The following is a 13,703-nucleotide window of genomic DNA, read 5'->3' as shown; positions in this document are numbered from 1 at the left end:
TTACTCGATTATTTCAACAAATTCATCTTTCCCGACACCACAGACCGGACATTCCCAATCGTCGGGCAGATCTTCAAAAGCCGTACCGGGTGATATGTCGTTGTCAGGATCACCCTCCGCCGGATCGTAAACATAATCACATACTTCACAAACATACTTTTTCATTTTATAACACCGCCTTGTGTGTTCTGAAATTGTTCTTTCCGTCTGATACCCGTCACCTGGCTCCGACAGCATTCATGATATTGGGGAAATGACTTTCAAACAATTCCCCGTCACAGGGGTAAATATTGTACAATCGGTTCCGGCCACAGGCCAATGATTTCACAAAGCATGGAACAGGTCAATCCGCGAGCTCGGTTTTCCAGAGGCCATGGATGTTGCAATATTCCCGCACCACGATCTGCCCGTCTTCCACACAATCGAAGACAACTTCCGGCTCCTCTCCGGGTAGCAATGTTTGACGATACACCTTGTTCCCCGCTATCAACTCCACCCATTCGATATAATGTTTCTCTTCCATCGGGTGGGGGACACTACCGATCTTCACAACCACCTTTCCATCCTCTCTACTTACCGCCGGCACATGCTTCTCGTATGCGGCGTCCTCCGTGTTCTCCGTAAACAGGTTCATGTTCTGGCCACAGCAGACCAATTTGCCCACTCCCGTATGCAGAACCTCCACTATGTTTCCGCAAACCATGCATTTGTAAACCTGCAATAATTCGGTCACCGAAATCACTCCCTCAATTATTTTTCTTTCGTTTCTGGGGGGACCATCTCCCCATCTTGCGCCGCCTTTACCCAGATACAATATTTTGCATGCCCCGACAATTCATCTTCTATCATACCATGAATGGCAGCGATATCTTCCTTTACCCGGGCAAATATCTTGTTGCATCCTTCATCGAGGTCCAGGACGATACCTTCTTCAGCAATCTCCCTGATTTCTTCCAGCCGGTCAAAGATCTGTTCGTATTTTCTCTTGGTCAGGGAGGCATCTTTCATCAACCCGGTTTCTTCCTCATCCAACAGTTCAAATTTATCCTTCGGGGCCCCGCATTTCGGGCACAAATCCGGGGGTTCATCCCCTTCATGAAGATAGCCGCAGACAATACACCGCCACATCTTCACCATCATCATCGTCCCCCTTTCACACCTGAATGAAAACTCTTGTTTCAATGATAAACAGATTCAAAAAAACATTTTTTGCAGGAATAGGTACACGGGTACTTGACTCCTGCACATGATCCTCCCGTCCTGTTCATGGCTGCAGCCGCAACTCTTTTCACGGGAGCCTTCCGTTTGTTTTTTACCTTTCCGCCTGTCTTGACCAAATTCCCACCCCATCTCCATGATTTCTTTTTCTTTATCCTTTAAAATTTTTCGTTAGAGTTATGGCGATACCCGGACCGTCCCGATCGGTCCAAACAATCCATGCCGCTCTCTCGATCACGATCTCTCGCCTTTCACCCCTCCCTTCCCCTCATGCATTCCATGCATATTCCCCGTATCAACAGTTCAAGCGCAATAACCTTTATGCCATATTTGATGCTGCATTGCTCTCCCACCCGATGGATCAGATTCATGTGTTCCCCTTCCATGTCTTGCAGTCGCTTGCATTCCACACAGTAAAAATGAGCGTGAGGAGCAGTATTGCCGTCATAACGATAGATATTTTCACCGAAATCAAACCTCTTGACCAACCCTTTTTTCTCAAATAAATCCAGGGTCCTGTACACCGTATTCAAGCTCAAGCCCGGGTATCTTTCGCGGGCGTGTACACAGAGCGATTCGGCTGAAGGATGAAGACTGCTTTCGCGTATCAGTTTCAATATCAGCACTCTTTGCGGTGTAACCCGCAGGCCATTTTTTCTGATAATCATGGAATATCTTTTCAAACCTTCACTTCCCTCTGCTCATTCTTACTAACTGATAATAATTATCATATAGTTTTGCAGGCTTGTCAATATACCAAAAAAGAAAAGTTTCGATTTTGTAATATGCATTCGAAACATGTATAATTAGGTCAGGTTCATCTACAAAACCACCGAATTCCTGCCAACTGTAAAAAGGGGGCCAGCAGAGCAATGAAAGATTTTCTACAACAAAACGAAATCAAAACCAACAGGTTGGTTATGCGTCTTTTATGGGTGGCCTCACTGGTCGGCCTGGTCTTTACCATCATTCTCAATCTGATCGGTTTCTCCCGGATCGAGATCAGCACGTTCATCATCAGCAGCGCTGTGGCTATCGTATTTCTGATTGTAGGCACCATTCTTCTGCGTTACTATCAGGATCGAAAATTTATGAAATATTTGATCGCTATCGCAGGCACAATCACAATTCTGTCGATCATCATCTCTTCCGGGGAAGGATTGCAATTGTCCTTTCTCTGGTTTTTTCTGGTTGCCATCAGCGCTCTGTATTATAATCTTTATTTTACTATATCCATAGCTGCAATATCAGTAGTGGCCAATTTCATCATCATGTACAACATCCCCAGCCCCAGACTCGATTTGACGCCTACCGATCTGGACACAGCCCCTTTCGCTTTCATAATCAGTGCTTTCGGAATAGTGTTCATGGCCTTTCAGGGGCGGAAATTCGTCGATATGATCATGGATTCGGAGAAAAACCTTGGCCAGACCAACAGAAAAATGGAATTGCTCATAGGCGGCACACAAAAGATAGCCGGTGAAGCTTCCGCCGTAAGCAAAAACCTTTCTGATTACTCGATCAATATCAGCTCGGCCGTCGAGGAAGTTGCCGCCACCACCCATTCATTTGCCGAAAGCATCCAGGATCTGGCACAAAAGTCAACGGAAATGGCAAACGAAAGCCGTGATGCCAATATCAAGGCCACCCAGGGGCAGGAAAAAGTTGAAGGGGTTCTGTCCCACATAGGCAATATCCAGGATGTAATCGTGGGGATCCAGGATTCGGTACATGAACTGGTGGGTAAAACAAAAGAAATCAGCAATATCATCGCCGCCATAAATAAAATTTCCAACCAGACCAACCTGCTGGCTTTGAATGCCGCCATCGAAGCAGCAAGAGCCGGTGAATCGGGACGGGGCTTTGCCGTGGTCGCCGAGGAGGTCAGGAAACTCTCCGAACAGGTAGCCCATTCGGCCGATGAGATCTCCACCATAGTGGAAGAAAATGAAATCAAGGCCAACGAAACAATCGAAAAGATAAACAAAGGGGTCAAACAGGTCCGCAAGGGATCGGCCGCGATCGAAGATACCGGGGAGAGTTTCAAGGAAATCATTCATTCCGTCAACAACGTTTTGAAAAACATTGAAAGCATTGCCGCCATGGGGGAAGAGTTGGAAGCCAACAGTGAAAGCCTGGCCACGACATCCCAGCAACAATCGGTTTCCGTGCACGAGATCAGCAATATGGCTACAAGTTTGATGGATGTCGTTCAACAGCTGGAAGAACAACTGGAAACCCCGAATGGTATATGACCCTTGTTACGATACCCGGACCGTATTTATTTCCCACCCGGGCGAAGATCCCTCAACTGTCGATAAAGCTTTTTTTCCTCATCGGTCAGATTGTGGGGCAGATCGATAACCAGTCGAATATAATGATCCCCACGTTTTTTCTGTTTGTCGGGAAATCCTTTTCCCCGCAGACGCAGTTTTTTTCCATACCTGCTCCCGGCCGGCACAACCACGTTAACCCGGCCATCCAGAGTCTGTACAGGAACACGGTCGCCCAGAACCGCCTGTTCCGGGCGCAATCTTAACTCCGATTCCAGATCATTGCCTTTCAGTTGGAATAGCGGATGTGGCAGAATATCAATTTTCAAGAGAAGATCTCCACGGGCGCCTCCTCCCAGGCCTTCGCCTCCCTGGCCTTTGAGGCGGATGCGGCTCCCTCTCCTGACACCCGCCGGCACCTTGATATCGATGGTTTTGTCCTCCGGAAGGGCACCGGTACCTCCGCAGCGGGGACAATACCTTCCACCAACAATGGCTGCACCTCCACATTCCGGACAGACCCTGCTTCCGGTCAACCTTACAGTTTTGACCGTTCCCCGGTAAGCTTCTTCAATGGTCAGCTTGAGTTCACTTTCCAGGTTTTCGCCCTGTATTTTACCCGGGCCGCCCCCGGCACGGCCGGCTGCAGCACGCCCAAAAAGCATCTCGAAAAAGTCACTGAATCCCCCTCCCCCGAAATCAGAACCGGCAAAATCCTGTGAGGTGTAAAAATGAAAACCATCCATATCGGGGGGAGGCTGAAAATCCTGCCCATCCTTCCATCTGCTTCCCAGATGATCATAGCGAGATCTTTTTTCCGGATCCTTCAGCACCTCGTAAGCCTCGTTGATCCTCTTGAATTTCTTTTCTACTTTTTCCTTGTCGCTCCGAGGATGCATGTCCGGATGCCATTTCCGTGCCAGTTGGCGATAGGCAGACTTTATTTCCTGATCCGATGCATCCCGATCTATTCCCAGGATCTCGTAATAATCCTGAAATTTTGCGGCCATATCTTTCTCCCTCACTTTGATTTGCCAATCCACGCTCATGGGTGGACCCTGCGAGTATCCGTGAATGGATACTTTACAACACTCATTCTATCGAATAAATATTGTTATATACATATCTTGTTTTGTCAATCACGTTTTGTAAAATAGCGCCAGCATGGCCCGGAAGATATGAAAGATCCATACCCATTCATCGGGGTTTTCTCCCGGGGACAACCTTGAAAAATACAAAAACCCCCTGCTACTGCGCTGCCCTTTCTGCCCGGTGACGATAAAACTCACGATTGCAGCCCTGAAGAAACAGCTTCACGGAATATGGTTTCAAAAAAAACAGGGATGCTCTTCAGCATCCCTGCCCCTGACAGAAATATGTGCCTTGATCAAGCCAGACGGAAACTGGCCAGGAACGCCGGCGCCGTCTTCAACTTGAAAAAGGTCACGGAACGGGAAATCAGAACGTTGGTGTCCTTCTCCATGATGGTGCCGTAACAGGTCGTGTGGGAAACCGGTAGATTCCACGGTTTTATATTTATTTTCTCACCGACGAACAGATAGTCTTTTCCCCTGGCCGTGAATTCAAAAGAGTAACGAATCTTGTTTTCATCAAAATAACCGAGTTTCAATGTCCCCTCGCACGGAGCATCGTGACATAATTCCCCCACGGTAATGACGCCTTTAAGGGGTTGCGTCAGAAAATCCTGGTTGCGGGGGTCAATCCATGAAAATACATTTTGAGGCCCCCACGTAACACGGAATTCGAGGGGGAATTTCCCATCCGGCCCCATTCCGGGCTCGAACCGATGCTCCCCGCTCATCACTTCGTCCATTTTGAACCCCAGTCTTCCTTCATTGATCATGTCCTTGAAATCCTGTATCCTGCTCATAATCAAAAGTCCTTTCTTTTAATTTTATTCAGCCATACTTGTAAATAAATCAACCGAGTAGATTTTCTTTCAACTGCTCCGGGTTTTTACCCAGAAATCCCAGGGAAACCGCGGTTATCAGATTGGAAAGGGGACCGAATGAACGGCTAAATGCTCCGATATCGTTCATAACAGAGACCATCTCCACAGGTTTTTGTTTCTTGACCGCCCTGTAAACTATCCTGGCCACCTTTTCCGGTGTCATTGAATAGTACGGCAACAATTTCATTGACAATTTTGTACCAAGGGTCTCCCCTTCAACGTCATCGTAAAAACCCGTGTTGACCATGAAAGGATACACTGTAGTCACTTTAAGTTTGAACTTCTTCAGTTCAAAACGAAGAAGCTCTGAAAAACCACCAAGAGCAAGTTTGATGATGGCATATGGCCCCCAGGTAGGCAGCCTGTAGAAGGCCTGGCCGGATGACATATTCACGATATGCCCCTTTCCTGCTTTGACCATGGATGGCAAGAAGGCATAGATATGATAAAGAGGACCCCAGAAATTTACATCCATCAGCTTCTTCCACTTTTCCAGGGAAGTTTCGATGATTTCACCGCTATGTCCTATGCCGGCATTGTTGATCAAAATATCAATGTTACCGATGTTTTCAATAACATCTGCGGCCATTTTTTCTACCTCTTCGCGGTTCGAAACATCTACAACGTAGGAATGCACCTTGACGCCATCCCCGCTCAGTTCTTCTACCGCCTGCTTCAGGGAAGTTTCATTCAAATCGGTCAAAATAAGTTCGCAGCCATCCCTGGCAAAGAGCTTTGCCATGCAACGGCCAATTCCCAGAGCAGCCCCGGTAATCAAGATTTTCTTTCCCTTCAACTTTTCCATGTACAGTGGCTCCTTTCCGTGCATTGTGAAATTGCGGCAACACTGGTAACAAGAGTACATGCAAGTGCCAAACATGGCAAAATGCAACAAATTCTTCATTATTATTATATTTCATGAATCGACTTTCTGTCAATTGCTGTCCATTCAAAAATGGAAGTTTTTCAAACACTTGTCCACAGTTTGATAACAGTTTTTCAACAGTTTTTCCACTTTTCGGGTAGATGCAAACGGTGGAATGGTGTCAAACAATGCGAGCGCGGGCATCCAGGGCCATGGATCCACCCTGATTGAAAAAGACACGAACAGGGTTGATATCCAGTTCCTGTATCCGGGGGCACTCCCATAACAGATGGGAAACCCGCACGATCAGATCAACAAATGCGTCCACATCGCCGGGGTATTTCCCACGTTGCCCCTCAAGCATTCTGCAAGCTTTCAAGCGTTCAAGCCGGGCCAGTATAGCGGCCGGTGAGGCAGGACAAAGAATATTGGCCACATCGGCAAACATTTCCATGAATATACCCCCCAAACCGAAGTAAACCACCGGGCCGAAGGAAGGGTCATGTTTACCACCCACAAACATATCGTACCCATCCGGAGCCATCTTCTGGATCCTCACCCCTTCAAAAAGTGCATCCTGTTTGTATTCAAGCAAATTGTCACGGATGGATTTGAAGTTATCCACAACCCCGGAACGATCATTTATGCCCAGAGCCACTCCTCCCGCGTCCGTCTTGTGCAAGGCATCGGGTGAGATAACTTTCATGGCTACAGGATAACCCAGTTCACCTGCATGGGCGACCGCCTCTTCCGGGTCGGAAGCAACCCTGGATGCAACCACCGGTATACCATATACGCCCAGGAGATCGAGCAGCTCTTCTCCATAATCCCCTTTTTTCCCCTCAAGCCATGCCCGGGCGGATTGTAGATCAATTCCCGGTGGAGGGGCCAATATTTCTTGCTCGGCAAGGGTCTGCTTTCGTTCGTAATATTTCATCTGCTGGGCCAATGCCTTCACCATTTTTTCCGGGGAATTGAAGACCGGAAACTCCACGGACCGTTTGGTCTGCTGGATCATTCTCGTGGGGCCGAACAGACAAACACCCAGCGGTTTTCCGGCGGAGAGGATTGTACCCCAGGTTTCCTTCGAGAGATCTGACAGAAACATCTTGCGAAAAACATCATCTCCCTGTGGCATCTGGGGTCTCAAACTAACGAACATCGAACCGTCAACCTGTTCGGCGTGCATCACCGTATATATCACATGAGCCATCAGTTGCGGATCGTAGATGTCACCCATGTCCAGGGGATTGGAAAATTTGATCACTCCGGCATTGCTGAATTTTTCAAGACTCTTGTAAAACCCTTTACCCATATCCGCAAACGCGAAACCTTCTTTCTCGCAAAGGTCCGCAGTCAAGACCGAAAACCCCCCGGCCGGACTCATGACCATGACTCGCCTTCCACGCATGGGGGGCAGGCGAAATGCCTTGGTAAGCTCGATAAAGTCAAGAATGTTATGGACACGGATAACGCCGGCTTCCTCGAAAGCCGAATCGATAATCTCCTCATCGTTGCTGATCGCCGCCGTGTGGCTCATGGCAGCTTTTTTACCCGCCGCGGAGACATTCCCCTTGTAAACAACGACAGGCTTGTCAATCCTGCGGGCCACTTCAACAAACTCCCTTCCCCGGGAAAGGCTTTCCAGATAGAGGCAGATCACACCGGTACGCGGGTCATCACCGAAATATTCCAGGAAATCAACTTCATCCAGATCAAGCTTGTTGCCCATACTTGCAAATTTGGCCAGACCGATATTTTCATCCAGAAGATAATTGAGTATGGCCAGTGAAATGCCGCCGCTCTGGGAAATGATGGACATCTCTCCCTGGGGTGCTTTGTGCAGGGGGACGAATGGCAGGCAAAGACCATTATCGGTATTGGCCACGGTCAGACCGTTGGGGCCTATAAAACGGATTCCATGTTTGCGAGCATGGGCCATGGTCTGATCCGCCAGGGACTTCCCCTCCACACTGTACTCGGAAAACCCGCCGGAAGAGATAGCCATCCTCTTGATACCAAATTGACCGCAGCGATTCACGATATCGGGGACATAACGGGCCGGAACCAGACAGAAGGCAAGATCAGGAACCTCGGGCAGGTCCTCTATGTCCTGGTACATCTTGATACCATCCACGTGCAGTTCATCACTCCCGGGATTGATGCCGAATATCCGCCCCCTGTACCCCCAGCGAAGCAAATTTTCCAGTGTGATCCTGGGAATATTGGTCGGTTTGGCGGATAGCCCGATGATAACGATTGATTCCGGATAATAGAGTACATCCATGATATAAAACCTCCTGTCAAGGTAAAATAAACGGGCTTTTACTGCCCTGTCCCCGTGTCCCGTTGCCGGGCAGCAATCTTCCTATTTTTGAAATATTGTGTATCATGTATAAATTCAATTTTTGCAACCTTTATTCCTCCCCCGAAAGCATACGTTCGTTTCAAACAATCCAAAAACCCCCTGCAAAAAACGAGCAGAGGGTTTGGAAACCGTTTTTGACCCGGCTTGACAATCCTAACTCAACATCTGGCGCATATGGTGGATGGAATTCATATCGGCCTGGGGGGCCGGTATGTAATACCCTTTCTGTTCGGCAACTTGCGCCAGCTGCATCTGAAAGTCCTCGTCGGCATCCCTGATCTGCTGCAATGTCTGCCGCAGCTGCTGATTTGAGGACTCCGAGATGGCAAAGGCGTAATCACCTAAAGTGCTGTTAACCATGGAAAGAACATCATTCACCATGTCCTTTTCATTCATATTTTTTTACCCCTTTCTCTTTACTGCAAGAAAGACATCAGTTTGTGTTTTGTGGTCTCGGCCGAATTCGCAGATTGTTGAAACATTTGCTTGATCTGCGGATCGGAGCATTGCTGTGCAAACGTCTCCAATTTGTGTGCGATGGTTTCATGAGTCAAAATAAGGTGCCTGAGATTCTGCAGTTCCATCTGGTTCAAATCTGGCAAATTCTCGCACCTCCTTTCTCCTTTTTTTGTACTGTCCGTTATTAGTCTTTCGATAAACACACCGTTTATGCATCGGGCTACAAGAAATAATGAAACAGATGTCCCCTGCTGTTCTGAAATTTGAAAAGCAATCTCCTTTCTACAGATAAGGGCGGTCTGGCAGAAAAATAACGCATGCATGATGGGGCAAAACGAAGTTGGATAAAAAAGAAATCAACTCATCAGGGAAGGTAGAAAGGTGGCAATCTGCGGCCAGGCAATAAGCAAGGCCAGGCATACAATGATAGCCAGCAAAAAGGGCCATATCCCTTTGAAAATCACCTCCAGAGGAACTTCCCGGGCCACTCCCTTGACAATGTAGACATTCATTCCCACCGGCGGCGTGATCACACCCATGGCCACAACAAGAACGATGACCACTCCAAACCATATGGGGTCATAACCGAGGGTCTGTACAACCACCGGATAAAATATGGGTATGGTCAACAACACCAGGGCAAGAGCATCGATAAAACAACCCAATACCAGATAGACGAGGAGGACGATGCCCATAACTGCATAAGGGGGCAATTTCATCCCCCCTGCCCATACGGCAAGTTCAAAAGGAATCCGGCTCAGGGCAATAAAACGCCCGAAAACAATCGCGGCAGCCACCAGCAACATGATCATGGCACTGGCACGTGTCGTGTCCGCCAGGGCAGCTTTGAAAGCTTTCCAGGAAAGCCGCCGCTGCAGGAGGGCTACAAGCAAAACCCCGATCACGCCCACTGCCCCGGCTTCCGTGGGAGTGAACCATCCCGCGAAGAGCCCCCCCAGGGAAATGGCAAAGACGATCAGTACTTCCCAGAGTCCGCCACGCAAGGACTGAAACCTTTCGCGGTTGCTGAACCGTGGGCCCGGCGGCCCCAGTTCCCGTTTGCGAGAAGCAATGAGGTATATGGTTGCCATGTAAAGCAGCATCAATAAAATTCCCGGCGCTATTCCGGCCAGGAAAAGGCTGCCCACCGGCTGCTCGGTTGCTATGCCGTAGACAATAAAGATCACACTGGGTGGTATCAGAACACCAAGTGCTCCGCCGGCGGCCACGCTGGCCGTGGAAAGAGCAGGGGCATAATTGTATTTGCGCATCTCCGGAAGAGCAATGGCACCTATGGTTGCTGCCGTGGCTGTGTTTGACCCGCACACCGCCCCGAAAAGAGCACAGGTAGCTTGCGTGGCAATGGCCAGACCACCGGGCAGATGCCCCACCGTTTTGTAGGCAAAATTGTAAAGGCGGCTACCTATGCCGGAATAGAACGCAAAAAAACCCATCAATACGAACATGGGAATCACGCTCAGGGTATAGGATGATAATGTTGAAAACAAATCTGCGGACAACATTGCCAGAGCAGCGGAGGGGCTGGTCAGCAGGGCAAACCCGATCAGGCCCACTATGGCCATGGCAAAGGCAATGGGCATATCAAGGAAAATAAGTACAAAAAATATGATGATTCCACCGATACCGGTCAACAAGGGGCTCATGGTTCCTTGCCCCCCCCGGCCATGGATTCTGCCAGTCTGACCAGCATCACCAGTGCCAACGCAAGAAAGCCCAGGGCCACCAGATAGACAAACGGGTAGAAGGGAAACCGGATCGTGGGAGAAACACGGCCACTCAGAGCGATGCTCGTGGCATATCTGGCCAGATGCCAGGAGGCCATGCTCAAAAATACAAAGGAGGCAAGATCCACAAAAATATTGATGATGCGCTGCACGGGGCGCGGCAGCCGTTCAATCAGAAAGTTGGCTGAAATATGGCCTTTCTGAACAGCGCAGTAAGCTATGGAAAGCCCTATAGCAGCTGCGGTCAGATAACCGACCATCTCGTACGTCCCCAGAATCGAACTGTTTGCAACCCGCCGCAGGACAATATTGGCTACAATCAGGACAGCGACACCTACCAATATGAAACCTGCCAGGATGTCGATGTGGCGGCTGGCCTTGAACACAATTGTCTTGAACCTTTTCAAAAAATGAACACCATCCTGTACTGAATCAATGCATTTGATCTATATTTGAATATGTTTTCCATGTATTGCTGCAACAACGGAATGATAACCGTTTTCCGTTACTTCCCGTACTGCCCGGCCAGCTGTATGACTTTGTCCAGAACCGTCCGGCCATCAAGACCCTGTTTGCTCATCCGTTCCACAAAATCCTCCTGGATCGGCACCACGGCCTCTATCCATCTTGCTGCTTCCGCATCCGCAAGGGTGATCATTTCCATCCCCTTTTCGTCCCGTGCCCAATCCAGGGCTTCCCGATTCTGCTCATCCCACAAGCTACAGGCCAGATCTTCGTGGATCCGCTCGTTTACTTTCAGGATCGCCTCCTGGAGATCTTCAGGAAGAGCATTCCATTTTTCAAGATTCATGGTAATGAAAAACAGCGTATTGTAAAGAAATGGGGTAAAGGTAAGATAATCGGTAACATCCGCATGCCCCCACCCCTGCAACACCTCAACCGGAGCAAGGTTGCCCTGAACCAGCCCACGTGATAGTGCCTCGTAGGCATCTGACTGGGGCATCGCCTCGGGAACTGCTCCAAGTGTTTTAAGTGTTTCGGCACTCAGGCCGGTGGCCCTGATCTTCATCCCCTGTAGATCCTCGAGATTGTTCACCGGTTTTGTGGTAAAAAGATCCCCCGATCCCGTGGCCAGAACCATCATAAGCTTTGTATCCTGCACTTCTTCCAGATCAAGTTCCCTGATGCCATCCCAGGCAATCTTGCTGGCCGCCCAGGAACTCTCATAAACAACCCCCGGCAGTTCAAATGCCTCGAGAAGCGGAAAACGACCGCGGGTGTAGGCAAAGCAGGAAAGACCGATGTCGGCGTACCCGGAAACAACCCCCTCATATATTTCATCCGCTTTGCAGAGTGTCTCCTGGGGATAACTGGTTATCTTCACCCGACCATCCGTGGCTTCCAGGATGGCGTCGATCCAGCTATCCACCAGTACCTTCTCGGCAGGATGAGTAACCGGAAAGAAATGGGCCAGATTGAATTCAAAAACCTCTTCGCCATCCCCAACCCGGTCATTGGCGCATCCACAAACCGTGAACAAAGCCAACATTATTGAAACAAATATTATGATTTTCCTCCTCTTCACACCCACACCCCTCTTTCCATGATCCGATCTCCAATAAAAAAAAGAAACCTGGAAACCCGTATCATTTTTTTATGATACAATACAATTCGCCACTCAAGATTCAATTCCTGCTAAAAAAAAAAGCCGATCAGTCGATCGGCCAGACAGGTCCATATGACAGGGCCCTTAAACGGCTACGTTCAAGCAGGGATGTCTTTGCATTCTATTCTTGATATCGGTCCAACAACTTGCGGGCGTTATCGCGAAGTATCTTGATCCGCGCCTCCGGCTCGCCTTCCGTCGCTAAAAGCACCTTGGCCAGGGAAATTGCTTGGGGATAGATCGGCCAATCTGTTCCAAACAGAAGACGATCGGGTCCGATCCGATCCAGTATCTCCAGCAAATGTTTCTTCGGCTGTCCGCTCACTTCCAGATATACATTCGGAAATTTTTCGGCAATCTCCGTTGCCTCACGATAATAGTTCATCGCTGCATGACCAAGAATGCAGGGGCTTTCATCGAGAGTTTCGGCCATAACCCAAAAATGTTTGATATCCGCATGTTCACGGGCCACCTTGGGTTCAAAGCCGTTAAAGCCACTGTGGGCCAGAATGGGCATTCCCCCCGATTTCTTCTGCCATAATTTCATGAGGCTGATCATCTGCGGGGTGCTGACCGCCTGCAATTGCATTTCTGGATGCAGTTTCATGCCGCGGGCTCCCAGGGCCAGATATTCATCGATCAGCGCTTCCCGCCTCTTGTGACCGGGATGCACGCAACAGTAAAAAACCAACCGGGGATTGAAACGCATGGCCTGCCCGAATCGGCGTGAATTGTAGGAGTTGAAAATATCCAGGCTCAACGAGACACTGATGTCGATCTTGAGGGCATCCATCTCTCTGATCAGGTTGGGGATGGTATGAGTATGATGTTTTCCCCCTCTCCAGGGATAAAGAGCGCAGGGGACATAGTCCTCTACCCCCCAGTTGGGACGAACATCGTGAAAATTCTGCCCCATGTAAACATCGAGGTCCAGCTCCAGATCAGCCTCGAAATTATGAAGTATCTCCGGTGTCTCTTTCAACACATCGACCTTGGGTGCAAGAAGAACCGTCCAACCCAGATGTGTGTGGAAATCAATCAGGTTATCCAGTTCCGGGACCACCAGGGCCAGGCGCCCGTCATCCAACAATTCGAAATAATCCAGTTCCGCCAGTGCGCGCCAATTTTTGAAAACCCTTTTCTCGTTCACATCCAGCCACATCCCCTCATCATTTT

Annotated in this window: 15 protein-coding genes; 1 reads left to right on the top strand and 14 read right to left on the bottom strand. The window is 49.0% G+C overall.

The annotated features are described in order from the left end of the window. From GX364_05905 to GX364_05890, 4 genes are all read right to left on the bottom strand, one after another. Window positions 1-165: a rubredoxin gene (locus GX364_05905; GenBank protein ID NLI70376.1), complete on the bottom strand. Its 165-nt coding sequence runs from the start codon at window positions 163-165 to the stop codon at window positions 1-3. 178 nt (window positions 166-343) lie between these two features. Next, window positions 344-733 carry a desulfoferrodoxin gene (locus tag GX364_05900; protein ID NLI70375.1) on the bottom strand — a complete coding sequence of 130 codons (390 nt, stop codon included), beginning with the start codon at window positions 731-733 and terminating at the stop codon, window positions 344-346. Between the two features lie 17 nt (window positions 734-750). Continuing rightward, window positions 751-1,143, bottom strand: coding sequence for a rubredoxin (locus GX364_05895; protein ID NLI70374.1), 393 nt, complete (start codon window positions 1,141-1,143; stop codon window positions 751-753). Window positions 1,144-1,469: 326 nt separating this feature from the next. Continuing rightward, on the bottom strand, window positions 1,470-1,901 hold the full coding sequence (locus GX364_05890) for a transcriptional repressor (protein ID NLI70373.1): 432 nt from the start codon (window positions 1,899-1,901) through the stop codon (window positions 1,470-1,472). 189 nt (window positions 1,902-2,090) lie between these two features. Between GX364_05890 and GX364_05885 the strand changes: the two genes are divergently transcribed. Next, a complete protein-coding gene (locus tag GX364_05885; GenBank protein ID NLI70372.1) occupies window positions 2,091-3,473 on the top strand; it encodes a hypothetical protein in 1,383 nt (460 codons plus the stop codon). A gap of 26 nt (window positions 3,474-3,499) precedes the next feature. Here GX364_05885 and GX364_05880 read toward each other — a convergent pair whose 3' ends face one another. The 10 genes from GX364_05880 to GX364_05835 form a co-directional block, all read right to left on the bottom strand. Beyond that, complete coding sequence (locus GX364_05880) at window positions 3,500-4,501, bottom strand: DnaJ domain-containing protein (protein NLI70371.1); 1,002 nt, start codon at window positions 4,499-4,501, stop codon at window positions 3,500-3,502. A 377-nt stretch (window positions 4,502-4,878) separates the two neighbouring features. Then, a complete protein-coding gene (locus tag GX364_05875; protein ID NLI70370.1) occupies window positions 4,879-5,382 on the bottom strand; it encodes a hypothetical protein in 504 nt (167 codons plus the stop codon). A 49-nt stretch (window positions 5,383-5,431) separates the two neighbouring features. Beyond that, complete coding sequence (locus GX364_05870) at window positions 5,432-6,268, bottom strand: SDR family oxidoreductase (protein ID NLI70369.1); 837 nt, start codon at window positions 6,266-6,268, stop codon at window positions 5,432-5,434. Window positions 6,269-6,509: 241 nt separating this feature from the next. Beyond that, the gene (locus tag GX364_05865) at window positions 6,510-8,615 is read right to left on the bottom strand and encodes an acetate--CoA ligase family protein (protein NLI70368.1); all 2,106 of its coding nucleotides are present in this window, start codon (window positions 8,613-8,615) and stop codon (window positions 6,510-6,512) included. A gap of 234 nt (window positions 8,616-8,849) precedes the next feature. Next, window positions 8,850-9,092, bottom strand: a complete 243-nt coding sequence (locus GX364_05860) for a spore coat protein (protein ID NLI70367.1) — start codon at window positions 9,090-9,092, stop codon at window positions 8,850-8,852. A gap of 20 nt (window positions 9,093-9,112) precedes the next feature. Further along, window positions 9,113-9,298, bottom strand: coding sequence for a hypothetical protein (locus GX364_05855; GenBank protein ID NLI70366.1), 186 nt, complete (start codon window positions 9,296-9,298; stop codon window positions 9,113-9,115). Window positions 9,299-9,511: 213 nt separating this feature from the next. Beyond that, entirely contained in the window at window positions 9,512-10,819 is a 1,308-nt protein-coding gene (locus GX364_05850; protein NLI70365.1) for a TRAP transporter large permease, read from the bottom strand. Then, window positions 10,816-11,307: a TRAP transporter small permease gene (locus GX364_05845; protein ID NLI70364.1), complete on the bottom strand. Its 492-nt coding sequence runs from the start codon at window positions 11,305-11,307 to the stop codon at window positions 10,816-10,818. The genes GX364_05850 and GX364_05845 overlap by 4 nt, the downstream gene beginning before the upstream one ends. Before the next feature lie 98 nt (window positions 11,308-11,405). Then, window positions 11,406-12,410, bottom strand: coding sequence for a TRAP transporter substrate-binding protein (locus tag GX364_05840; protein ID NLI70363.1), 1,005 nt, complete (start codon window positions 12,408-12,410; stop codon window positions 11,406-11,408). Window positions 12,411-12,648: 238 nt separating this feature from the next. After that, window positions 12,649-13,677, bottom strand: coding sequence for an amidohydrolase family protein (locus GX364_05835; protein NLI70362.1), 1,029 nt, complete (start codon window positions 13,675-13,677; stop codon window positions 12,649-12,651). Window positions 13,678-13,703 lie beyond the last annotated feature (26 nt).

This window comes from Bacillota bacterium (genome assembly GCA_012518215.1).
Lineage (GTDB): Bacteria > Bacillota > Dethiobacteria > DTU022 > PWGO01 > JAAYSV01.
This window is presented reverse-complemented; position numbering and strand designations above follow the sequence as displayed.